Source organism: Streptococcus oralis (assembly GCF_001578705.1).
GTDB classification, from domain to species: Bacteria; Bacillota; Bacilli; order Lactobacillales; family Streptococcaceae; genus Streptococcus; species Streptococcus oralis_J.
Genome location: NZ_KQ969038.1, coordinates 138,153 through 161,495, shown reverse-complemented (window position 1 = coordinate 161,495; position 23,343 = coordinate 138,153). Strand labels below are relative to the sequence as shown.

Sequence of the window (23,343 nt, the reverse complement as noted above, 5' to 3'; positions counted from 1 at the left end):
ATGAAAGAAATTCAAAACAATCAGTGGATTGCCCACTATCGGACCGACCAACCGCATTTTGGTTTGGAGCGAATGGTAAAACTATTAGCTTTGCGTGGCAATCCCCATCTCAAACTCAAGGTTATCCATATCGGCGGAACAAATGGTAAAGGTTCGACCATTGCTTTTTTGAAAAATATGTTGGAAAAGATGGGGTTGAAAGTTGGAGTTTTTAGCTCGCCTTATCTCATTCATTACACAGACCAGATTAGCATCAATGGGGAATCCATCCCAGAAGAGAGGCTAGAAGCCCTCATGGCAGTTTATCGCTCTTTGCTTGAGGGGGAGAGGAGCGTTGCATTACAAGGAACGACTGAGTTTGAGATTATCACAGCCATAGCTTATGATTATTTTGCCTCAGAACAAGTAGATGTGGCTATCATGGAAGTCGGCATGGGTGGTCTTTTGGATAGTACCAATGTTTGCCAGCCGATTTTAACAGGAATTACGACTATTGGACTGGATCATGTAGCCCTACTTGGTGACACCTTGGAAGCCATAGCAGAGCAGAAGGCTGGTATTATCAAACAAGGTATTCCCTTGGTGACAGGTCATATTGTTCCTGAAGCCTTGGCTGTGATTGATCCTATTGCAGAAGCTAAAAATGCGCCTAGACTTGCCTATGGAAAAGATTATCAGGTTCGTCATCAAGAAAGTGTGGTGACAGGCGATGTCTTTGACTATACAAGTCCTGTCAGACAAGGTCGCTTTCAAACAGGTCTGCTTGGTTTACATCAGGTAGAAAATGCGGGGATGGCACTTACTCTCCTAGATACTTATTGTCAGGAGATTGGGCGAGAATTAGCAAGTAATGACTTGGTTGCTCAAGCTTTGAAAGAAACTAGATGGCCAGGGCGTTTGGAGGTCGTGTCTAGTAACTCCTTGCTGTTTTTAGATGGGGCCCACAATCCTCATGCTATCAAGGCTTTGTTAGCAACCTTGCAAGAACGCTTTGCGGATTATCATAAGGAAATCCTCTTTACTTGCATCAAAACCAAGGCCTTGGACGATATGCTGGATTTGCTAGAAACGCTGCCAGATAGTCAATTGACTTTAACCCATTTTGACGATAGTCGGGCGACGGATGAAAGCGTGCTGAAAGAGATAGCCAAGTCTAGAAATCTCAATTACCAAAGTTGGCAGGATTTTCTAGAGCAGAAATTGACAGATAAAAATGAAGAGAAACAAACAGTTAGGATTGTCACGGGTTCCTTGTATTTCTTGAACCAAGTGAGAGCCTACCTGATGGAGAGGAAGAACGAGAATGGATACACAAAAGATTGAAACGGCTGTAAAAATGATTATCGAGGCTGTTGGTGAGGACGCTAACCGCGAGGGATTACAGGAAACACCTGCTCGTGTAGCCCGTATGTACCAAGAGATTTTTTCAGGTCTTGGTCAAACAGCGGAGGAATATTTGTCAAAATCCTTTGAGATTATTGATGACAATATGGTAGTGGAAAAGGATATTTTTTTCCACACCATGTGTGAACATCACTTCTTGCCCTTCTATGGGAGAGCGCATATTGCCTACATTCCAGATGGTCGTGTGGCAGGCTTGTCTAAGCTAGCCCGTACGGTTGAAGTCTACTCTAAAAAACCACAGATTCAAGAACGGTTGAATATCGAAGTGGCCGATGCCTTGATGGAGTATCTGGGGGCTAAGGGAGCCTTTGTTGTCATTGAGGCAGAGCATATGTGTATGAGCATGCGTGGTGTTCGAAAACCAGGCACTGCAACCTTGACGACAGTAGCTCGTGGTCTATTTGAAACAGATAAGGACCTCCGAGACCAGGCTTATCGTTTAATGGGACTATAAAAAGAATCCGCTTCATGCGGATTTTTCTAGAAAGGACTAGTTATGGATCAACTGCAGATTAAAGATTTGGAAATTTTTGCCTATCATGGTCTTTTTCCTAGTGAGAAAGAATTGGGGCAGAAGTTTGTTATTTCCGCAATCTTATCCTATGATATGACCAAGGCAGCGACAGACTTGGACTTGACAGCTTCTATTCATTATGGGGAACTTTGTCAGCAGTGGACGACTTGGTTTCAGGAAACCACTGAGGACTTGATTGAAACGGTAGCCTACAAACTAGTAGAGCGTACCTTTGAGACCTATCCTCTTGTCCAAGAAATTGAGTTGGAACTCAAAAAACCTTGGGCTCCAGTGCATTTACCGTTGGATACCTGCTCGGTGATCATTCACCGTCGTAAGCAGCGGGCCTTTATCGCCCTAGGAAGCAATATGGGGGACAAGCAAGCGAACTTGGAACAAGCTATTCATAAACTGCGGACTCGAGGCATCCATATTCTCAAAGAGTCTAGTGTCTTAACGACGGAGCCTTGGGGTGGTGTGGAACAGGATAGTTTTGTCAATCAAGTGGTTGAGGTGGAAACCTGGCTACCAACACCAGTCTTGTTAGAAACATTATTAGCCATTGAGTCAGAGATGGGACGGGTTCGAGAGGTGCATTGGGGACCACGTTTGATTGATTTGGACTTGCTCTTTGTGGAGGACCAAGTCATTTATACAGACGACCTCATCTTGCCTCACCCTTATGTAGCAGAACGCCTCTTTGTCCTTGAGTCTCTGCAAGAAATAGCTCCCCATTTTATTCATCCAGTACTCAAACAGCCGATACGCTACTTGTATCAAGAATTGAACAAATAGAAAAAACTCTAGTTCCTCAGCAGTTTGCGCCGAGAAGCTAGAGTTTTTAAAATAGGTCATTTTCTTCAGGAAGGAGGATGGTTTCTTTCCCGTCCATGTCTAAAACAAGAACCCGAGGAGGGTAAAGAGGGGCGAAGGGATGATTAAAATCAAAGTCGATACTAGTCGGCAGGTGCTGACTAGAGAAATGGAAGGTAATGGTCCCCTCGTTGTTTAGTAGTTGAAATTCGAGTTCCTCTTCTAATTCAAAGACGTTTTTCAAAAAATGATCGATAATAAACCATAAAGAGTCGATAACATCGTCAGGCAAGCTGGTCACAACGCCAAAACTGGCAGAACGTCTCTGAGTATTTGTAAAAGCCATAAACATTCCCTCCCTCCTTTTATTTTTCCTTATCATACAGCAAAACATCCCAAAAATCAAGAAATCGTACTCGCTTTTTCAAAATGGGAATAGGTTGTGAAATTTTTTCAAAGTTTCTCTAAAAAATACTTGAAAGTGTTTACAATAAGTGATAAAATGGAGTAAGCAGATGTATGAAAGCGAAATTTTCAATATAGAAAGGAAACAGAATGAACACAGATGATACAGTAACGATTTATGATGTTGCCCGTGAAGCTGGGGTTTCAATGGCAACTGTTAGCCGTGTAGTGAATGGTAATAAGAACGTCAAAGAGAATACTCGTAAAAAAGTTCTAGAGGTGATTGATCGTCTTGACTATCGTCCAAATGCGGTAGCGCGTGGCTTGGCCAGCAAGAAAACCACGACAGTTGGTGTTGTGATTCCAAATATTACTAATGGCTATTTTTCAACCCTAGCCAAGGGGATTGATGATATTGCAGAGATGTATAAGTACAATATCGTCCTAGCCAACAGTGATGAAGACGATGAAAAAGAAGTTTCAGTAGTTAATACTCTCTTTTCAAAACAGGTTGACGGGATCATTTTTATGGGCTATCACTTGACTGAAAAGATTCGTTCAGAATTTTCTCGTTCTCGGACACCAGTTGTCCTTGCAGGAACGGTGGATATCGAACACCAGTTGCCAAGTGTTAATATTGACTACAAACAAGCAACGATTGATGCAGTAACTCATTTGCTTCAGGAAAATGAAAAGATTGCCTTTATCAGTGGACCACTTGTTGATGATATCAATGGTAAAATTCGATTGATTGGTTACAAGGAAGCTTTGAAAAAGGCAGGAATCCCTTATAGCGAGGGCTTGGTATTTGAGTCTAAATACAGCTATAATGATGGCTATGCCTTGGCAGAGCGCTTGGTTTCTTCACAGGCTACAGCCGCGGTTGTGACAGGTGATGAATTGGCTGCGGGTGTGTTAAATGGCTTGGCAGATCACGGTATTTCTGTACCAGAAGAGTTTGAAATCATTACGACAGATGATTCTCAAATTGCACGATTCACTCGTCCAAACTTAACGACAATTGCTCAACCTCTATACGACCTTGGTGCTATCAGTATGCGTATGTTGACCAAGATTATGCATAAAGAAGAGTTGGAAGAACGTGAAGTTCTCCTGCCTCACGGTTTGACAGAACGTCGTTCGACACGAAAACGCAAATAGAAAAAATCAGGGAATCGAGAAGATTTCCTGATTTTCAATTTTAACCTTCCATGTAATTGCGAAGTTCTTGTCCTTTTAGTCCCGCGTTGATAGCAATCAATAATTTGAGGCGAGCTTTTTGAGCATTGAGTTCTTTGACAAAGAAAACGCCAGACTCTTGTAATTGAATTCCTCCGCCTGGATAGGCGTAAACGGGTTCTGCAATTCCGTTAAAACAACGTGAAACCAAGGCGACTGGAATGCCTTTTTGGAGGAGACTTTCTAATTTTTGAGCTGTTTCTTTGGGTACATTACCTGCTCCAAAAGCTTGAACGACTAATCCATCTAGGTGATCTAGGTCAAGCATATCAATCAGCTCATCTGTCATACCTGCATAGGCCGAGATGATGGGAACCAGACCTTGAATATGTTCGAGATCAAAACGGACACGAGGCTCAGCTGTTTTAAAGTAGAGGATTTCTTGCTTCATGATGAGACCAAGTGGTCCGTGTGTTGGAGTTTGGAAGGTACCGACGTTGGTCGTATGGGTTTTGGTAACATACTTTGCTGCGTGAATCTCATCATTCATGACGACCAGCACACCCTTGTCGGCTGCTTTATCATCACTGGCAACTCGCAAAGCGCTCAGATAGTTATATACACCGTCGCTACCAAGTTCGTTTGAACTACGCATGGCCCCTGTTAGAACGATGGGGATGGGTGGAATTTTCATGGTATCAAGGAAGTAAGCTGTTTCTTCTAAGGTATCCGTACCATGTGTGATGACAACACCATCGTAGTTATCAGCCTCCTCTTTGATTTTATGATAGAGTGCAAGCATATGCTTGGGTTTGATATGGGGACTTGGCAGGTTAAAAAGGTCTAGGGCATGAACCTCAATCCCTTCAAGTGGATTGGAAACATGGTTCATAGGATTGTCCTGACTAGTTACAACGGCACCAGTGGCGTCTGCTTGCATGGAAATGGTCCCACCTGTATGCAAAACAAGGATTTTCTTAGGCATGATTTAGTCACTCTTTCTGAAATGTGGTATAATCATTGTAACACAAAAGGGGAGAATGGGATAGGATGGAAGTCAAAGCTGTTTTTTTTGATATCGATGGAACGCTAGTTAACGATCGTAAGAGTGTTTTGAAATCCACTAAGGACGCAATTCGGATCGTGAAAGAACAAGGGGTGCTTGTTGGAGTGGCGACAGGACGGGGGCCTTTCTTTGTCAAGGAATTGATGGAAGATTTAGACTTGGATTTTGCAGTGACCTACAACGGCCAATACATTTTTAATAAAGAAAAGGTACTCTTTGCAAGCCCAATCGCTAAGTCAAGCCTGCGTCAATTGATTGCCTATGCTAAAAAAGAGCGAAAAGAAATCGCTCTTGGAACCGAACATGCCGTTGTTGGTTCGAAAATTATGTCATTTGGTCTCGGATCCTTTTCTCAACTGGTTAGTCGTTTTATTCCGACTGTTCTGACAAGAACTGTTAGCCGTTCTTTTAATCGGATGGTTAGCAAGGCAGTTCCTCAAAAGGAAGATGACCTACTTCGTTTGATCAATGAGCCAATCTATCAAGTGTTAATGCTGATGACACCCGAAGAATCTGAGAAAGCTGCAAGTGATTTTGAAGATTTGAAATTGACTCGAAGCAATCCTTTTGCAGCAGATATCATTAACCAAGGAAATTCTAAACTAGAAGGCATTCGCCGAGTCGGGAAAGAATATGGCTTTGATCTCAACCAAGTCATGGCCTTTGGTGATTCAGACAATGACCTGGAAATGTTGGCAGGTGTTGGTATGTCTGTAGCCATGGGAAATGGCAGTAGCAGCGTCAAAGAAGTTGCCAAGCACATTACTGCAAGTAACCAACAAGATGGCATCCACAAGGCGCTTGAACATTTTGGAGTCTTGGCTTCAGAAAAAGTTTTTGTCAGTCGAGATTACCATTTTAATAAGGTCAAGACCTTCCATCACATGATGGATGAACGGACGCAGGAAGAGCCGCAGGCATGGGATGTTGAAGGGGCAACCCATCGTGCAGACTTTAAAATTGAAGAATTAGTAGAGTTTGTCCGCGCGGCAAGTTCTTCGGAGGAAGAATTCCAGCAGTCGCTTGCAAGCATGCATGCGGCACTTGACAAGGCGGCAGAAAAGGTAAGGCAAAAAACGCCTGCCCAAAAAGATCTAATCGGGCAGGTTGATGCCTTAATCGATACACTGTATTTTACTTACGGCAGTTTTGCCTTGATGGGAGTGGATCCAGAACGCATATTTGATATTGTGCATGAGGCAAACATGGGGAAGGTTTTTCCTGATGGAAAAGCTCATTTTGATCCAATTACACATAAAATCTTAAAACCGGATGACTGGGACGAAAAATATGCTCCAGAACCTGCTATCAGAAAGGAACTGCAGCGTCAGCTCAAGGCTTATGAGCGACATAAAGAGAGAAATAAGTAAGAAAAAAGGGAGCCTAGCAGGCTCCTTTTGTGTTCCTATAATGTTTTTTCTTGTTCTCTCACGACCAGTAAATCAACTTTTGCGTGGCGGAGGATGTATTCAGATGAAGAGCCAACCAAGAGGCGTTCAAAGGCATTAAGACCTGTTGCACCGACGAGAATCAAGTCAACATTTTCTGCGTCTGGAATGGTACGGGCAAGGAGAGTTTTTGGATTTCCCATTTCGATGACGGTATGAATATCGGTCACACCCGCATCTTTTGCACGTTTTTCGTACTCTTTCATCAAACTTTCAGCGTCGACTTGGAGTTCTTCGTAAACTTCAGCATCAAAGGTAGACACGCTTTGAAGAGCGCGTGTGTCAATAACATGGGCAATGGTGAGCTTGGAATCATTGCGTAGAGCAGTGTAAACACCTTTAACAAAAGCCAAGTCTGCCTCTTTAGAACCATCAATTGCAACCATAACATTTTGGTAACGTTGTGCCATAATGAAACCTCCTGAAATTTTCTTACTTTTATTGTAATCCTTTTCACTAAAGAAGTAAAGTAAAAATCATATTTAAATAAATATTATCGGAGATTCGATTTGGTGGAGATATGTTAAAATAAAAGAAAACGGGATAGTAGGAAACATAGTGAGGGGATGAGAAAGTATGAAAGATTTTGTTCAAGTTTCTAAAAAAATAAGTCTTCTTTATCATGGAATTATCCTTGCGTCACTTGTAGGAGAAGTAGCGATGCTTTGGCAGCTGGAAAGAGTCGTGCGTGTTTTCTATCTAGGTTTTGTTGGTTTTCTTCTCTTTCACTTAGTCTACCATATCATTTTATTTGTGATTGCAAAGAGAAGTGGTCGCTTGGACTATTTGGTCACGTGGGGGCTCTTTCTCATGTTTAATCTTTTGTATGATTCCTTTTTAGCATTGGTCTTCCTAGGTTTGTCTTTTGGTATGTGAAAAATGATTCTTCCTTCTAGTTATTTAGACGGTGAGAACCTAGTCGTTGTGAGTTTTTTCTTTGTTTGCTCATTTCAGGAAACTTGTCGCAATCCCTTTCTAGTGGTATAATGTTACTATCTCGATGAATTGAGGAAACAAGATGAAAGAATATAACAAGTCTAGTAAGTTAGAGCATGTTGCCTATGATATCCGTGGCCCTGTTTTGGAAGAAGCTATGCGGATGCGAGCAAACGGAGAAAAGATTTTACGTCTGAACACAGGAAATCCAGCAGAATTTGGCTTTACAGCGCCAGACGAGGTCATTCATGACTTGATTATGAATGCGCGTGATAGTGAGGGATATTCTGACTCCAAAGGGATTTTCTCAGCACGTAAAGCCATCATGCAGTATTGCCAATTGAAGAACTTCCCCAATGTGGACATTGATGATATCTACCTTGGAAATGGAGTCAGCGAGCTGATTGTTATGTCCATGCAGGGGCTTTTAGACAATGGAGATGAGGTCTTGGTTCCTATGCCAGACTATCCTCTCTGGACAGCTGCGGTCAGCCTAGCTGGGGGAAATGCGGTTCACTATATCTGTGATGAAGCTGCAGAATGGTACCCTGATATTGACGATATCAAGTCAAAAATTACTTCCAATACCAAGGCCATCGTCCTTATCAACCCAAATAACCCAACTGGAGCCCTTTATCCTAAGGAACTCTTGTTGGAGATTATTGAGATTGCTCGTCAAAACGACTTGATCATCTTTGCAGATGAGATTTATGACCGCATGGTGATGGACGGGCATGTACACACGCCTGTGGCAAGCTTGGCACCAGATGTCTTCTGTGTCAGCATGAATGGTCTGTCAAAATCGCATCGTATCGCTGGTTTTCGTGTGGGCTGGATGGTCTTGTCTGGTCCTAAGCACCATGTCAAGGGCTATATCGAAGGTCTCAATATGCTGTCCAATATGCGTCTTTGCTCTAACGTTTTGGCCCAGCAAGTTGTACAAACCTCGCTAGGTGGGCACCAGTCAGTGGACGAATTACTCCTTCCTGGTGGACGGATCTACGAACAAAGAAACTTCATCTACAATGCTATTCAAGATATTCCAGGTTTGTCTGCGGTCAAGCCGAAGGCGGGTCTTTATATCTTCCCTAAAATCGACCGCGATATGTACCGCATCGATGATGATGAACAGTTTGTTCTTAATTTCTTGAAACAGGAAAAGGTTCTCTTGGTTCATGGCCGCGGCTTTAACTGGCAAGAACCAGACCATTTCCGTATCGTTTACCTCCCACGAGTGGACGAATTAGCGCAAATCCAAGAAAAGATGACTCGTTTCTTAAAACAGTATCGTAGATAAGGTTCTATAGGGCTCAACTAGATTTTAGCGTTTTATCTCAGAGAAAGCGAACGTTTTTATGATTTAAACGTTACCTCTCTGAGATTTTTATTTTCTTGGAAGGATACTGGGAAGATATAATATCCTGAAAAATTAGAATTTATTGTTAGAATTTTTAATATTAAAAACATTAGTAACTATGAACTACAAGAGTAAAGATGAATAGTGGAGAATAGGTAAATAAAATGATAACTATGAGAGAGATTCTTGAAAAATTTGATGAAAGTTCCAATGATATTAAGTTTTTAGAATTTAATAAAAAAATAACGGATACTATAGAAACACCACAAGAACTGAAGTTTATCTTAGAACATTTTTCTTATATAACTGTTAATGGTTATTTAAAGATTTTGGGGAATGACTCAGAGAATGGATTCATCTATTGTAATGAATTGTTTTCAAAATGTTATAATCCTAATCGTTGTTTGATAGCTTATGATATTTTGGGTGGTCTATTTGCAATAAATATTGAAAAATTAAATTCAATAGAATATTTTACCCCCGATACATTAGAATGGGAGGATTTGGAGATAGATTATAAGGGATTTTTATATTGGGTGACTACAAATCAGTTAGACCTATTTTATCAAGAACTTATAGTATCAGATTTGTTCAAATTAGATTTATCGCTTGAAACGAATGAAGTTGTTTTGACCTATCCATTTATGTGGTCAATGGAGTACACTCCATCAGGTGCAGTTAGAAAAATAGTTCCTTTTAAAGAATTGTTAGAAATGAATGCTGATTTTTGCAGACAGTTTGGGATATGAAATCGGTGGATTCAATATAGGAAATGTATGTTAGCAAGAATTATTTTTTACTGATTTATTCGCATCTGAAGAGAATGTTACTCTTAACTGTTTCTGATAAGGGCTTTCATAGGAAAAGCTAGAAAACATTTGCTTGGAGCTATTGACAAAAGTGGCAGAATCAGATAGAATAGTAAAGTATGTTTAGTAACTGATCACTTTATAGCCGGCTAAACGAATACAAAATCTATGAGGAGGTATTCATCGTGAAACGTACTTATCAACCAAGTAAACTTCGTCGTGCGCGCAAACACGGATTCCGTAACCGTATGTCAACTAAAAACGGTCGTCGCGTATTGGCAGCTCGTCGTCGTAAAGGACGCAAAGTTTTGGCTGCTTAATCCAAACGAATTCAATAAAGAAGTCAGTAGGAACTCGAGTCTACTGGCTTTTCTTTTTTCCTATAATATCAGTCTGTAAATGCTTTATATTTTTTCTGAAATAATGTATAATGTTTCATATACTATAAAAATGGAGAACAGTTATGAAGAAATCAAAAGCCCTCCTACTAGGGGCTGGAATTTTGAGTGCAAGCTTCTTGATGGTGGCTTGTAGTTCGGCACAATCAAATACAGATAAAACCTACTCATATGTATTTGCTAGCAATCCAGATACATTAGACTATATCACTTCGACACGTGGTTCGACTTCTAGCATTACGACAAACTTGATCGATGGTTTGTTGGAAAATGATAAGTACGGCAACCTCGTTCCTTCTATGGCGGAGTCATGGACAGTATCAAAAGACGGTTTGACCTATACCTACAAAATCCGCCAAGGAGCTAAGTGGTATACCTCTGAAGGAGAAGAGTACGCTGAAGTGACAGCTCATGACTTTGTAACAGGTCTTAAGTATGCAGCGGATAAAAAGGCTGAGAACTTGTACTTGGTACGGGATTCAATCAAAGGTTTGGCAGATTATGTCGAAGGGAAAACATCTGACTTTGAGACGGTTGGAGTCAAGGCAGTGGACGACTATACTCTCCAATACACCTTGAACAAGCCAGAGTCTTATTGGAATTCAAAGACAACAGGGGGAATTTTGAGTCCTGTCAATGAAGCCTTTTTGAAATCTAAGGGAGATGACTTTGGAAGTGTTACCCCATCTAGTATTCTGTCAAATGGGCCATACTTGTTCAAGTCTTTCACATCAAAATCTTTAATTGAGTTTGAAAAGAACTCTAATTACTGGGATAAGGACAATGTCAAGATTGAGAAAGTAAAACTTTCCTTCTATGATGGTTCAGACCAAGATAGTTTGGCTCGAGGATTCTTAGAAGGCAACTACACAGATGGCCGTATCTTCCCGACAAGCTCTGTCTTTGACCAGCTGAAAAAAGGGAATGAAGATAAGATTACCTATACTCCTCAGGATGCTGTGACTTTCTACTATCTCTTCAATGTCAACCGTCAAAGTTACAATCAAACAATGAAACAGACGGATAAAGAAAAGACGGATTCTCGTGCAGCTATGCAAAATAAGGACTTCCGTCAGGCGATTAACTTTGCCTTTGACCGTCATGCCTACGCCGCACAGACAAATGGAGAAGATGGAGCTGACCGTATCCTTCGAAACACAGTCACACCAAGCAATTTTGTTCAAATCGGTGGGAAAAACTTTGGAGATGCTGTCAATGAAAAGATAGTCAACTATGGTTCAGAGTGGGCTAATGTCAATCTAAACGACGCTCAGCCTGCCTTCTTGAATGCTGACAAAGCCAAGGCAGAATTTGCCAAAGCCAAAGAAAGTTTGCAAGCAGAAGGTGTGACTTTCCCAATCCATCTAGACATGCCAGTGGACCAGACTGCTAAGTTGGATGTACAACAAGCCAGTTCTTTCAAGCAGACGGTTGAGGAGACACTTGGATCAGATAATATTGTTATCGATGTGATTCAACTTTCTCCAGACGAGAAAGACAATGCAACCTTCTTTGCTGACACAGCTGAACAAAAGGACTATGACATTGACATCTCAGGCTGGAGCGGAGATTACTCTGATCCCAAGACCTATCTTGACCTCTTGGATCCAGACTCTGGTTCTCAGTTAAAAAATCTTGGCTTGACTCCAGGAAAAGACAATGGTGTTAAGGAAAAAATCGGTCTCTCTACCTACAAGAAGTTGTTGGATGAGGCAGATAAAGAAGTTGAAAACACTCAGGTTCGCTATGAGAAATTTGCCGAAGTTCAAGCTTGGCTAACAGATAGTGCTCTCTTTCTGCCAGTTCAAAGTGGAGGAGCTAATCCAATCTTCCGTAAGACTGTACCGTTCACAGGAGCCTTCTCATTCGTTGGACACAAAGGGGATGCGGACAACTACAAATACCTTGAGTTGCAAAAAGATCCCGTGACTGCGAAACAGTACCAAGAGTTTTATGAAAAATGGCAAAAAGAAAAAACTGAGTCCAACAAAAAAGCCCAAGAAGATCTAGCTAACCACATTCAATAATATTCCTAGTCATGCTTTTTAGTTAAGCATAGTGGCTGGATTCAGAAAAAGGCCCCACCAGACGCTTTTTGGTTCTGGTAGGGCCTTTTCTTTATTCTTTTAAATGATAAGAGTAGCTAGCGACAACGACGTCTTCATGCCATCTGAGAGCGTATTTTAGTTTGAGGCTCATTTGATTGTGCAGGATATTTTGCCAAGGCTTGTTAGGGATAAACTGTGGTACAAGGACTGTAACGGTGTAGTTTTTTTGCTTAGCTTCTTGGGCGATTCGTTTGACATACTTAACACTAGGGGTGATGATGTCACGGTAGCTGGTATTGATATTCTTCAGAGCGATATTTGGGAAGTAATCGGCAAATTCCTGAAGAATTTCTTGGTCTTTTTCGGCCGTTTCTTTAGTAGCAATGTGCATGGCTAACACTTCATCACCGATACTTTGAGCGTAGTTAATGGCTCCGACACTGACTCTGGTAACATTTCCTACTAGGACAAGGACAAGGTTGCCGTCATAAGTGCGCTTTTCAATTCCTTCGTAGAGTCGTAGTTGTTTTGCCACTTTTTGGTAATGGTTGTGAATGGACAAAAAGAGGAAGGTTAAGACTAGGATAATTGGGAAGAATGGCCAGATATCACCCAGTCTGAAGAGGAGTAAAATGAGGACAATGGCATAACAAATGATGGCCCCAAGGATATTAGCGAAGGCAGATTTTAAGAAGTTTGCTCCTTTTTCCTTTTTCCAATGGCGAATCATCCCAGTCTGAGAAAGGGCAAAGGGAACGAAGACTCCGATAGTATAAAGAGGAATCAAGCGTTCAGTATTCCCATTAAAAATGAGAAGAAGGATCATAGCTCCAAAAGCCAGAGTTAAGATACCGTTGGAGTAGCCAAGGCGGTCTCCTTTTTCCATAAAGAGATGGGGCATATATTTGTTTTTAGCCATATTGTAAGCTAGCATAGGGAAGGCTGAAAAGCCAGTATTTGCAGCTACAGCTAGAATCAAGGCTGTTGAGAACTGGAAGAGATAGTAGCTAGCATGACCAAAGAATGAATTCCCAAGAATGCCCTTGGCCATTTGCGAGAGGATGGTTTCTCCATTTTGAGGTGTGATGCCCATCCAGTAGTTTAGGAAGGTAATGCCAGCAAAAAGAAATCCTAAAATGAGCGACATGATGGTCAAGGTTTGAGCAGCATTCTTTTCTTTCGGAGTTTTGAAAAATGGTACCGCATTTGAAATAGCTTCAACCCCTGTCAGAGAGGCAGAGCCACTGGTAAAGGCTCTTAGTAGGAGAACGATGGAAAGGCTCGGAACAGTTTGTCCAATGGTTGAAGTCGCCTGATAGTTTAGGGAACCTGTAAATAGTTGAAAGAACCCATAAAGCAAGAGAAAGACGGTACTGAAGATAAAGAGATAGACGGGAATCATCAGAGAGCTGGCCGATTCTTTCAAGCCTCTTAAATTCAAGAGCATGAGCAGGCAGACTAGGAAAATAGAGATATGAAGATTGTAGGGATGGAGGGCAGGTATGGCTGCAGTAATAGCATCAGCTCCAGAAGCAACGGATACGGCTACTGTCAGCATATAGTCAACAAGGAGGCTGCCTCCTGCAATCAAGCCTAGTTCAGGGGAGAGATTTTCCCGAGTGACCATATAAGCTCCTCCACCTTGAGGATAGGCGTGAATAATTTGACGATAGGAAATGGTCAAACTAGCGAGGAGTAAGAGGACAAAAATACCGATAGGGAGGCTCCACCAAATAGCGAGAGGAGAGAGACTGACTAAAACGAGAATGACTTGTTCAGGTCCGTAGGCAATAGAAGACAGGGCATCACTGGATAACATTGCAAGTGCCTGCATTTTTCCAAGTAATCCCCCTTCACCATCTGTGAGAGACTTGAGTGGCCGACCGATAAAGGTATATTTTAATTTTCTAAACATTTTCTTTTCCTTTGCTGAAAATTTCAATAAGTGTTATTATACTGCTTTGAAAAAGGGCAGTCAAGGGAGAATGGTCGGTATTAGAATATTTTTACAAGCCGAGGGATGCTATTTTTGGTATAATAGATGGAAGAAAATGAGGTTAGAAGAGATGATTTTTGATACGCACACACATTTAAATGTAGAAGAATTTGCAGGACGTGAGGCAGAAGAAATCGCCTTGGCTGCTGAGATGGGTGTGACACAGATGAATATTGTTGGTTTTGATAAACCGACCATTGAACGAGCCCTAGAGTTGGCAGATGAGTATGAGCAGCTCTACGCAACTATTGGTTGGCATCCGACGGAAGCAGGGACTTACACAGATGAGGTCGAAGCTTACTTGCTTGAAAAACTAAAACATCACAAGGTTGTTGCTTTAGGTGAGATTGGTCTGGACTACCATTGGATGACAGCACCTAAGGAAGTACAGGAGCAGGTTTTTCGTCGTCAGATTCAGTTGTCTAAGGATTTGAATTTGCCTTTTGTGGTCCATACCCGTGATGCGCTAGAAGATACTTATGAGATTATCAGGAGCGAGGGAGTTGGCCCTCGTGGAGGCATCATGCATTCATTTTCAGGTTCTTTGGAGTGGGCTGAGAAGTTTGTCGAGCTTGGCATGACCATTTCTTTCTCAGGTGTGGTGACCTTTAAGAAAGCGACGGATATCCAAGAGGCTGCTAGGGAACTTCCTTTGGATAAAATCCTCGTTGAGACAGATGCCCCTTACCTAGCTCCTGTTCCTAAACGTGGCCGTGAAAACAAAACAGCCTACACACGCTATGTGGCGGACTTTATTGCCGATTTGCGTGGGATGACGACAGAAGAGCTGGCGGTGGCAACGACTGCCAATGCAGAGCGAATTTTTGGATTGGAAAAACAATCATGAAAGAAAAAATTTCACAAGTTATCGTGGTCGAAGGTCGTGATGATACGGTCAATCTCAAACGTTACTTTGACGTGGAAACCTATGAGACACGAGGTTCCGCAATAAATGACCAGGATATAGAACGCATTCAGCGCCTGCATGAATTGCATGGAGTGATTGTCTTTACCGATCCAGATTTTAATGGGGAGCGGATTCGTCGCATGATTATGACGGCTATTCCAACAGTCCAGCATGCCTTTCTCAAACGAGATGAGGCTGTTCCCAAATCCAAGACTAAGGGGCGTTCTCTGGGAATTGAACACGCCAGCTATGAGGACCTGAAAACAGCGCTCGCTCAGGTGACAGAGCAATTTGAAAATGAGAACGTGTTTGACATCAGTCGAAGCGACTTGATTCGCCTAGGTTTCCTAGCGGGAGCAGACAGTCGTAGACGCCGAGAGTATCTAGGCGAACAGCTCCGCATCGGCTATTCCAACGGCAAGCAACTCCTCAAGCGCTTAGAGTTGTTTGGAGTAACCTTGGCAGAAGTGGAAGAGGTTATGGAAAGTTATGAGAAAGACTCTAAAGTGTAGAGAATTATGTTAAAATGAAGGTAGTGTATTTAAGTTAATAGGAGGCTGTATGAAAAATAAGGATGGTAAATTATTGTTGAGTTTTGCTGCAGTCGGAGTTGTGATTGTTGGTATTATTTTATATATGAATAATCTTTTTGAGGGTAAGAATTTAATTCTTAATAGTTTATCCCAAGGAGAAGTATTAGCGGGCATAGTTATTGCGTTGCCGACATTAGTTACTTGGAATCAAGCTATTGAACAAAGTAAAGAAAATAAGAAAAATACTGTGTCTGATAATGTTAGAGACACTGTGAAGTATTATGATAAGCAACTTACAGAACTTGTTGCAGATATTAGTAAGACCAAAGAGTTACCCTTTTATAAGGCGGGAAAAATTGAATATATCATTGATACGTATAATAAATTATTAAAGGAATGGAATGAGATATTAAAATTAGATATTTCTCTTGACTTTGTTCAAGTATTGTCTACAATTTGTTCAATAAAATATCCAAAAGGAATAGAGAATCCTGGGAATGAGTTGGCGGAGAACTGGAAATATAATTTGAGCACAGCACTGAAACCAGTTATGAGAGAAATAATATCTTTGAAAAAGGAAGAAATATTTGGTTCCAAGGAAGTTAAATATTTCAGTTATGTTGAATTTGGTGTTACTGGATATGAGATTGAAAAAGTAAAGTTTAAAGACAAAAGCTTTGTAGAGTGTACTTTTTCTGCTGATTTTTTTGCTTCAAATTCATTTGAAGCATGTGAATTTATCAACTGTAGTATCAGTACTGGTGAGTTATCTGAACAAAAAGTGAAAGAATTACTAAGTGATAGTAATACGATTATAGGAACATTTAAAGACTCTAATGAGGATGATTTTGCTGAGCAATTTTATTCTACATCTGTTTCAGAATATGGAACTGTATTTGATGCCCGAGAAGGGATTATAGCTGATAACTATATTTTAGGAAACAAGTTTTTTGAAATTGATTCTAAGTCAGAAAATAGGGAAGAAATTTATAAGGATATTATTAATGGGTTGGTATCGTACGGCATAGGAGTTGATGAAAAAAGAAATAACAAAAAAATAAGTATCAGTAAAAATTATATAACGGAGGAAAATAAATCCGGCTATATTGCTGGAAGTTTATTCTCTGGTTGGAATAGTCTATTTTCAGAGAAAATACAAAAGTCTAATAATTTCAAATATTATATATTTTGTATAAAGAATGAAAATGTTTATAATACAATAGTTTTTGAAAATGATAGCTTTACTAGATTTTTAAAGAAAAAGAATATAGATAAGGCAGGAAAGTATAATTTTTATTTTACTGGTTTTAATAGTAATGTGGAAAAAGAGTAGATAAATGAGAATTGCAGATTATAGCGTGACCAAGGCAGTGCTGGAGCGTCACGGTTTTACCTTTAAAAAGTCCTTCGGGCAGAATTTCCTGACGGATACCAATATCCTTCAAAAAATCGTGGATACAGCTGAAATTGATGATCAGGTTAATGTTATCGAAATCGGGCCAGGGATTGGTGCCTTGACAGAATTTTTGGCTGAGCGTGCGGCTCAAGTCATGGCCTTTGAGATCGACCACCGTTTGGTGCCAATCCTAGCTGATACCTTGCGTGATTTTGATAATGTGACCGTAGTCAACGAGGACATTCTCAAGGTCGATTTGGCGCAACATATCCAGAATTTCAAAAATCCTGACCTGCCAATCAAGGTAGTAGCCAACTTGCCTTACTATATCACGACGCCTATTCTCATGCATTTGATCGAGAGTGGCATTCCTTTTAGTGAATTTGTGGTCATGATGCAAAAAGAAGTGGCGGATCGTATCTCAGCCCAACCTAACACCAAGGCTTACGGTAGCTTGTCGATTGCGGTTCAGTATTACATGACAGCCAAGGTTGCCTTTATCGTGCCTCGTACGGTCTTTGTGCCAGCGCCAAATGTGGACTCAGCCATCTTGAAAATGGTGCGCCGTCCAGAACCAGCTGTAGCAGTAGAAGATGAGAACTTCTTCTTTAAGGTTTCCAAGGCTAGTTTCACTCATCGTCGCAAGACCTTGTGGAATAACCTGACAGGTTACTTTGGCAAGACTGATGAAGTCAAGGATAAGTTGACCAAGGCTTTGGACCAAGCAGGCTTGTCACCAAGTGTACGTGGTGAAGCTCTTGGCTTGGTAGAATTTGCCAGTCTGGCAGATGCGCTTAAAGGACAAGGGCTCTAAGATGCAGGGACAAATCATTAAAGCCTTGGCGGGTTTCTACTATGTGGAGAGTGATGGTCAAGTTTACCAGACGCGCGCGCGTGGAAATTTCCGCAAAAAAGGCCACACACCCTACGTTGGGGACTGGGTAGATTTTTCTGCGGAGGAAAATTCAGAAGGTTACATTCTCAAGATTCACGAACGAAAAAATAGTCTGGTTCGTCCGCCTATTGTTAATATTGACCAAGCTGTGGTTATCATGTCGGCCAAGGAACCTGATTTTAATAGTAATTTGCTGGATCGTTTCTTGGTTCTTTTGGAGCACAAGGGCATCCATCCCATCGTTTATATTTCTAAAATGGATTTGCTAGAAGATAGGGAAGAATTAAGTTTTTACCAACAAACCTATGGTGCTATTGGTTACGACTTTGTGACCAGTAAGGAGGAACTCCTGCCTTTGCTGACAGGCAAAGTGACGGTCTTTATGGGACAAACGGGTGTTGGTAAGTCAACCCTTCTCAATAAAATTGCTCCGGATCTCAATCTTGAAACAGGAGAAATCTCAGATAGTCTGGGTCGCGGTCGTCATACCACTCGAGCTGTTAGTTTTTACAACCTCAATGGTGGGAAAATCGCAGACACGCCAGGATTTTCATCACTGGATTATGAAGTCTCAACTGCTGAAGACCTCAATCAAGCCTTTCCAGAGATTGCCAGTGTCAGTCGAGACTGTAAATTCCGTACTTGTACCCATACCCATGAGCCGTCCTGTGCAGTCAAGCCTGCAGTGGAAGAAGACATCATTGCGACCTTCCGTTTTGACAATTACCTCCAATTCCTCAGTGAGATTGAAAATCGCAGAGAAACCTATAAAAAAGTCAGCAAAAAAATTCCAAAATAAGGAGAAACCTATGTCTCAATACAAGATTGCTCCGTCAATTCTGGCAGCAGATTATGCCAACTTTGAACGTGAAATTAAACGCCTAGAAGCAACTGGTGCAGAATATGCCCATATCGATATCATGGATGGTCACTTTGTACCGCAAATCAGTTTTGGTGCAGGTGTGGTTGAAGCTCTTCGTCCTCATAGTAAGATGGTCTTTGACTGTCACTTGATGGTGGCGAATCCTGAGCATCATCTAGAAGACTTTGCGCGTGCGGGGGCAGATATTATCAGTATTCATGTGGAAGCAACGCCTCATATTCATGGAGCCCTCCAAAAAATTCGCTCTCTCGGTGTCAAACCTTCTGTGGTTATCAATCCTGGTACACCTGTTGAGGCTATCAAGCACGTCCTTCATCTAGTTGACCAAGTCTTGGTCATGACAGTTAATCCTGGCTTCGGTGGTCAAGCCTTTCTGCCTGAAACCATGGACAAGGTTCGAGAGTTAGTTGCCCTTCGTGAGGAAAAAGGCTTGAACTTTGAGATCGAAGTCGATGGTGGAATCGATGATCAAACTATTGCTCAAGCCAAAGAAGCTGGTGCGACCGTTTTTGTAGCAGGATCCTATGTCTTTAAGGGAGATGTCAATGAACGAGTGCAAACTCTCAGAAAACAACTGGACTAGGGTTGCCGTTTTTGCCGGCGGAGATCGCGGTCATTATCGGACGGATTTTGATTGCTTTGTCGGTGTGGATCGCGGTTCGCTCTGGGTCTTGGAAGAAGACCTTCCTCTCGACCTAGCAGTTGGAGATTTTGATTCTGTCACTGCAGAAGAGCGTCAGGTGATTCAAAAACGTGCCCAACATTTTGTCCAAGCCCAGCCAGAAAAGGATGATACGGATCTGGAATTGGCTCTCTTGACCATCTTTGAACAAAATCCTCAGGCTCAGGTGACTATTTTTGGGGCTTTGGGTGGTCGTATTGATCATATGCTGGCCAATGTCTTTCTGCCTAGCAATCCCAAGTTAGCACCCTATATGCGCCAGATAGCGATTGAGGATGGGCAAAACTTGATTGCCTATTGTCCAGAAGGGACCAGTCAACTTGAACCACGTTCGGACTACGATTATCTAGCTTTTATGCCAGTTCGGGATAGCCAGCTGACCATTCTCGGTGCCAAGTATGAGTTGACAGAGGAAAATTTTTTCTTTAAAAAAGTGTACGCTTCTAACGAATATATAGATAGGGAAGTTGCGGTAACTTGCCCAGATGGCTATGTCGTCGTGTTGCATAGCAAGGACAGGAGGTAGGATGGAGACTGTATTATTACTATTATTAATTGTCAACCTAGCTGGACTCTTTCTGATTTGGCAAAGGCAGGATAAGCAAGACAAGTACCTAGCCAAGAGCTTGGAGGATCAGGCAGATCACTTGTCAGATCAGTTAGATTATCGTTTTGACCAAGCTAGACAAGCCAGCCAGTTAGACCAAAAAGACTTGGAAGTGGCTGTCAGCGACCGTTTGCAAGAAGTGCGAATGGAGTTGCACCAAGGCTTGACGCAAGTTAGACAGGAGATGAACGAGAATCTCCTCCAAACCAGAGATAAGACCGACCAACGCCTCCAAGCCCTGCAGGAATCAAATGAGCAACGTTTAGAACAAATGCGCCAGACAGTCGAGGAAAAACTAGAAAAGACCTTACAGACCCGCTTGCAAGCATCCTTCGAGACAGTTTCCAAGCAACTGGAGTCTGTCAATCGTGGCCTGGGAGAAATGCAGACAGTTGCCCGTGATGTCGGAGCTCTCAACAAGGTTCTCTCTGGGACCAAGACGCGAGGGATTCTGGGAGAGTTGCAACTGGGGCAAATCATTGAAGACATCATGACACCTGCCCAGTACGAACGAGAATACGCAACGGTTGAGAACTCTAGCGAGCGAGTGGAGTATGCCATCAAGTTACCTGGACAGGGTGACCAGGAATATGTCTATTTACCGATTGACTCCAAGTTTCCACTGGCGGATTATTACCGCTTAGAAGAAGCTTATGAAGCAGGCGATAAGGACGAAATCGAACGCTGTCGCAAGTCACTCCTAGCTAGCGTCAAGCGCTTTGCCAAGGATATCAAGAGCAAGTATCTGGCGCCACCTCGGACGACCAATTTTGGAGTCTTGTTTGTTCCGACAGAGGGACTTTACTCAGAGATTGTTCGCAATCCGGTCTTCTTTGATGATTTGAGACGGGAGGAGCAGATTATTGTTGCTGGTCCAAGTACCCTATCAGCCCTGCTTAATTCTCTATCAGTTGGCTTCAAAACTCTCAATATCCAAAAGAGTGCCGACCATATCAGCAAGACCCTTGCTAGTGTCAGAACCGAGTTTGGCAAGTTCGGGGGAATTTTGGTTAAGGCACAAAAGCATCTCCAACATGCCTCTGGCAATATTGATGAATTATTAAACCGTCGTACCACAGCTATTGAGCGGACGCTCCGTCACATTGAGTTATCAGAAGGTGAGCCTGCGCTTGATATACTCCATTTCCAAGAAGATGAGGAAGAATATGAAGATTAGTCACATGAAAAAAGATGAGCTGTTTGAAGGTTTTTACCTGATCAAGTCAGCTGACCTGAGACAGACGCGAGCTGGGAAAAACTACCTAGCCTTTACCTTCCAAGACGATAGTGGCGAGATTGAAGGGAAACTCTGGGATGCCCAACCTCATAACGTTGAGACCTTTACCGTAGGGAAAGTCGTCCACATGCAGGGACGTCGAGAAGTGTACAATAACACTCCTCAAGTCAATCAAATTACTCTCCGCTTGCCTCAGCCTGGCGAACCCAATGATCCAGCTGACTTCAAGGTTAAATCGCCAGTTGATGTCAAGGAAATCCGTGACTACATGTCGCAAATGGTTTTCAAGATTGAAAATCCTGTCTGGCAGCGTATCGTTCGCAGTCTCTACACCAAGTATGATAAGGAATTCTACTCCTATCCAGCTGCCAAGACCAACCACCATGCCTTTGAAACTGGTTTGGCCTATCATACAGCAACCATGGTGCGCTTGGCAGATGCCATTAGCGAGATCTACCCTCAGCTCAACAAGAGCCTCCTCTATGCCGGGATTATGCTGCACGATTTGGCCAAGGTTATTGAGTTGACGGGACCAGACCAGACGGAGTATACAGTACGAGGCAATCTCATCGGCCATATAGCCCTCATCGATAGTGAAATTACCAAGACAGTCATGGAACTGGGCATCGATGATACTAGAGAAGAAGTGGTATTACTGCGCCATGTCATCCTCAGTCACCATGGCTTGCTGGAGTATGGAAGTCCAGTCCGTCCACGCATTATGGAGGCAGAGATTATTCATATGATTGACAATCTAGACGCCAGCATGATGATGATGTCAACAGCTCTTGCTTTGGTGGACAAAGGTGAGATGACCAATAAAATCTTCGCTATGGACAATCGTTCCTTCTATAAACCAGATTTAGATTAATAATTTAAGAAAAACGAGCATTTTTTACGCAATAATGTTCGTTTTTTTATGTGAATGTGGTATAATGGATAAAATATCAAAATTAAATGGAATGGTAAATAAAAATGAAATTAAGAAGAAGTGATCGGATGGTTGTCATTTCCAACTATTTGATTAATAATCCATACAAACTAACAAGTCTCAATACCTTTGCAGAAAAGTACGAATCTGCTAAATCCTCTATCTCAGAGGATATCGTGATTATCAAGCGCGCCTTTGAGGAAATCGAAATCGGTCATATTCAGACTGTGACTGGAGCAGGTGGTGGCGTTATCTTTACACCATCAATCTCAAGTCATGAAGCCAAAGAAATGATCGCAGACTTGCGTGACAAACTTTCAGAAAGCGACCGTATCTTGCCAGGTGGCTATATCTACCTATCTGATTTGCTCAGTACACCTGCCATTTTGAAAAATATTGGGCGCATCATTGCCAAGAGCTTTATGGACCAAAAAATCGATGCCGTTATGACAGTAGCAACAAAAGGTGTGCCACTCGCAAATGCAGTTGCCAATGTCCTCAATGTTCCATTTGTCATTGTGCGTCGTGACTTGAAAATCACAGAAGGTTCAACGGTCAGCGTCAACTATGTATCAGGTTCCAGCGGTGACCGTATCGAGAAAATGTTCCTTTCAAAACGCAGTCTCAAGGCAGGCAGTCGTGTCTTGATCGTGGATGACTTCTTGAAAGGTGGCGGAACGGTCAACGGGATGATCAGTCTCTTGCGTGAGTTCGATTCTGAACTAGCTGGTGTCGCAGTCTTTGCAGACAATGCCCAAGAAGAACGTGAAAAGCAGTTTGATTACAAGTCACTCTTGAAAGTAACCAATATTGATGTTAAGAACCAATCCATCGATGTTGAGATTGGAAATATCTTTGACGAAGACAAATAAGAGATAGAACTAAAGGTTGGAACGATT

General features: G+C 42.0%; 24 protein-coding genes. 20 read left to right on the top strand and 4 right to left on the bottom strand.

What is annotated here, in order from left to right:
• The 3 genes from SORDD05_RS06665 to folK are packed head-to-tail and all read left to right on the top strand — an operon-like array spanning position 1 to position 2,713.
• Positions 1-1,323: a bifunctional folylpolyglutamate synthase/dihydrofolate synthase gene (locus tag SORDD05_RS06665; RefSeq protein WP_061418231.1), complete on the top strand. Its 1,323-nt coding sequence runs from the start codon at positions 1-3 to the stop codon at positions 1,321-1,323.
• The gene (folE, locus tag SORDD05_RS06660; RefSeq protein WP_061418228.1) at positions 1,304-1,858 is read left to right on the top strand and encodes a GTP cyclohydrolase I FolE; all 555 of its coding nucleotides are present in this window, start codon (positions 1,304-1,306) and stop codon (positions 1,856-1,858) included. The genes SORDD05_RS06665 and folE overlap by 20 nt, the downstream gene beginning before the upstream one ends.
• A gap of 42 nt (positions 1,859-1,900) precedes the next feature.
• Positions 1,901-2,713: a 2-amino-4-hydroxy-6-hydroxymethyldihydropteridine diphosphokinase gene (gene folK / locus SORDD05_RS06655; protein ID WP_061418226.1), complete on the top strand. Its 813-nt coding sequence runs from the start codon at positions 1,901-1,903 to the stop codon at positions 2,711-2,713.
• A 46-nt stretch (positions 2,714-2,759) separates the two neighbouring features.
• On the opposite strand, the gene SORDD05_RS06650 is transcribed toward folK, so the two are convergent.
• On the bottom strand, positions 2,760-3,077 hold the full coding sequence (locus tag SORDD05_RS06650) for a DUF960 domain-containing protein (protein ID WP_061418826.1): 318 nt from the start codon (positions 3,075-3,077) through the stop codon (positions 2,760-2,762).
• Between the two features lie 209 nt (positions 3,078-3,286).
• Here SORDD05_RS06650 and ccpA point away from each other — a divergent pair, with 209 nt between their 5' ends.
• Entirely contained in the window at positions 3,287-4,297 is a 1,011-nt protein-coding gene (gene ccpA, locus SORDD05_RS06645; protein WP_001090631.1) for a catabolite control protein A, read from the top strand.
• 40 nt (positions 4,298-4,337) lie between these two features.
• On the opposite strand, the gene SORDD05_RS06640 is transcribed toward ccpA, so the two are convergent.
• Positions 4,338-5,300 (bottom strand): asparaginase, encoded by a 963-nt coding sequence (locus tag SORDD05_RS06640; protein WP_061418223.1) that lies wholly within the window; start codon positions 5,298-5,300, stop codon positions 4,338-4,340.
• 65 nt (positions 5,301-5,365) lie between these two features.
• On the opposite strand from SORDD05_RS06640, the gene SORDD05_RS06635 reads away from it, so the two are divergent.
• On the top strand, positions 5,366-6,751 hold the full coding sequence (locus tag SORDD05_RS06635) for a Cof-type HAD-IIB family hydrolase (RefSeq protein WP_061418220.1): 1,386 nt from the start codon (positions 5,366-5,368) through the stop codon (positions 6,749-6,751).
• Between the two features lie 35 nt (positions 6,752-6,786).
• Here the strand turns inward: SORDD05_RS06635 and SORDD05_RS06630 are convergent, their stop codons facing one another.
• Positions 6,787-7,239, bottom strand: a complete 453-nt coding sequence (locus tag SORDD05_RS06630) for a universal stress protein (protein WP_000079159.1) — start codon at positions 7,237-7,239, stop codon at positions 6,787-6,789.
• A 166-nt stretch (positions 7,240-7,405) separates the two neighbouring features.
• On the opposite strand from SORDD05_RS06630, the gene SORDD05_RS06625 reads away from it, so the two are divergent.
• From SORDD05_RS06625 to SORDD05_RS06605, 5 genes are all read left to right on the top strand, one after another.
• On the top strand, positions 7,406-7,705 hold the full coding sequence (locus SORDD05_RS06625; RefSeq protein WP_061418217.1) for a hypothetical protein: 300 nt from the start codon (positions 7,406-7,408) through the stop codon (positions 7,703-7,705).
• 142 nt (positions 7,706-7,847) lie between these two features.
• The gene (locus SORDD05_RS06620; RefSeq protein WP_061418214.1) at positions 7,848-9,062 is read left to right on the top strand and encodes a pyridoxal phosphate-dependent aminotransferase; all 1,215 of its coding nucleotides are present in this window, start codon (positions 7,848-7,850) and stop codon (positions 9,060-9,062) included.
• Between the two features lie 224 nt (positions 9,063-9,286).
• A complete protein-coding gene (locus tag SORDD05_RS06615; RefSeq protein WP_061418211.1) occupies positions 9,287-9,871 on the top strand; it encodes a DUF2625 family protein in 585 nt (194 codons plus the stop codon).
• A 245-nt stretch (positions 9,872-10,116) separates the two neighbouring features.
• Entirely contained in the window at positions 10,117-10,251 is a 135-nt protein-coding gene (rpmH, locus tag SORDD05_RS06610; RefSeq protein ID WP_000831905.1) for a 50S ribosomal protein L34, read from the top strand.
• A gap of 143 nt (positions 10,252-10,394) precedes the next feature.
• Complete coding sequence (locus SORDD05_RS06605) at positions 10,395-12,356, top strand: peptide ABC transporter substrate-binding protein (protein WP_061418208.1); 1,962 nt, start codon at positions 10,395-10,397, stop codon at positions 12,354-12,356.
• A 91-nt stretch (positions 12,357-12,447) separates the two neighbouring features.
• Here SORDD05_RS06605 and SORDD05_RS06600 read toward each other — a convergent pair whose 3' ends face one another.
• Positions 12,448-14,292 carry an APC family permease gene (locus SORDD05_RS06600; RefSeq protein WP_061418205.1) on the bottom strand — a complete coding sequence of 615 codons (1,845 nt, stop codon included), beginning with the start codon at positions 14,290-14,292 and terminating at the stop codon, positions 12,448-12,450.
• 151 nt (positions 14,293-14,443) lie between these two features.
• Here SORDD05_RS06600 and SORDD05_RS06595 point away from each other — a divergent pair, with 151 nt between their 5' ends.
• The 10 genes from SORDD05_RS06595 (at position 14,444) to purR (ending at position 23,316) form a co-directional block, all read left to right on the top strand.
• Positions 14,444-15,220, top strand: coding sequence for a TatD family hydrolase (locus SORDD05_RS06595; RefSeq protein ID WP_061418202.1), 777 nt, complete (start codon positions 14,444-14,446; stop codon positions 15,218-15,220).
• Entirely contained in the window at positions 15,217-15,792 is a 576-nt protein-coding gene (gene rnmV, locus SORDD05_RS06590; protein ID WP_061418198.1) for a ribonuclease M5, read from the top strand. The genes SORDD05_RS06595 and rnmV overlap by 4 nt, the downstream gene beginning before the upstream one ends.
• Before the next feature lie 49 nt (positions 15,793-15,841).
• Entirely contained in the window at positions 15,842-17,146 is a 1,305-nt protein-coding gene (locus SORDD05_RS06585; protein WP_061418195.1) for a hypothetical protein, read from the top strand.
• 4 nt (positions 17,147-17,150) lie between these two features.
• Positions 17,151-18,023, top strand: a complete 873-nt coding sequence (gene rsmA / locus SORDD05_RS06580) for a 16S rRNA (adenine(1518)-N(6)/adenine(1519)-N(6))-dimethyltransferase RsmA (protein WP_061418191.1) — start codon at positions 17,151-17,153, stop codon at positions 18,021-18,023.
• A 1-nt stretch (position 18,024) separates the two neighbouring features.
• The gene (gene rsgA, locus SORDD05_RS06575) at positions 18,025-18,903 is read left to right on the top strand and encodes a ribosome small subunit-dependent GTPase A (protein ID WP_061418188.1); all 879 of its coding nucleotides are present in this window, start codon (positions 18,025-18,027) and stop codon (positions 18,901-18,903) included.
• Between the two features lie 10 nt (positions 18,904-18,913).
• On the top strand, positions 18,914-19,570 hold the full coding sequence (rpe, locus tag SORDD05_RS06570) for a ribulose-phosphate 3-epimerase (protein WP_000084990.1): 657 nt from the start codon (positions 18,914-18,916) through the stop codon (positions 19,568-19,570).
• Positions 19,533-20,195 (top strand): thiamine diphosphokinase, encoded by a 663-nt coding sequence (locus SORDD05_RS06565; RefSeq protein WP_061418186.1) that lies wholly within the window; start codon positions 19,533-19,535, stop codon positions 20,193-20,195. Before rpe ends, SORDD05_RS06565 begins: the two co-directional genes overlap by 38 nt.
• 1 nt (position 20,196) lies before the next feature.
• A complete protein-coding gene (gene rmuC, locus SORDD05_RS06560; protein ID WP_061418183.1) occupies positions 20,197-21,453 on the top strand; it encodes a DNA recombination protein RmuC in 1,257 nt (418 codons plus the stop codon).
• Positions 21,443-22,384 carry a 3'-5' exoribonuclease YhaM family protein gene (locus tag SORDD05_RS06555; RefSeq protein ID WP_061418180.1) on the top strand — a complete coding sequence of 314 codons (942 nt, stop codon included), beginning with the start codon at positions 21,443-21,445 and terminating at the stop codon, positions 22,382-22,384. The genes rmuC and SORDD05_RS06555 overlap by 11 nt, the downstream gene beginning before the upstream one ends.
• A gap of 104 nt (positions 22,385-22,488) precedes the next feature.
• On the top strand, positions 22,489-23,316 hold the full coding sequence (gene purR / locus SORDD05_RS06550; RefSeq protein WP_002874197.1) for a pur operon repressor: 828 nt from the start codon (positions 22,489-22,491) through the stop codon (positions 23,314-23,316).
• Positions 23,317-23,343 lie beyond the last annotated feature (27 nt).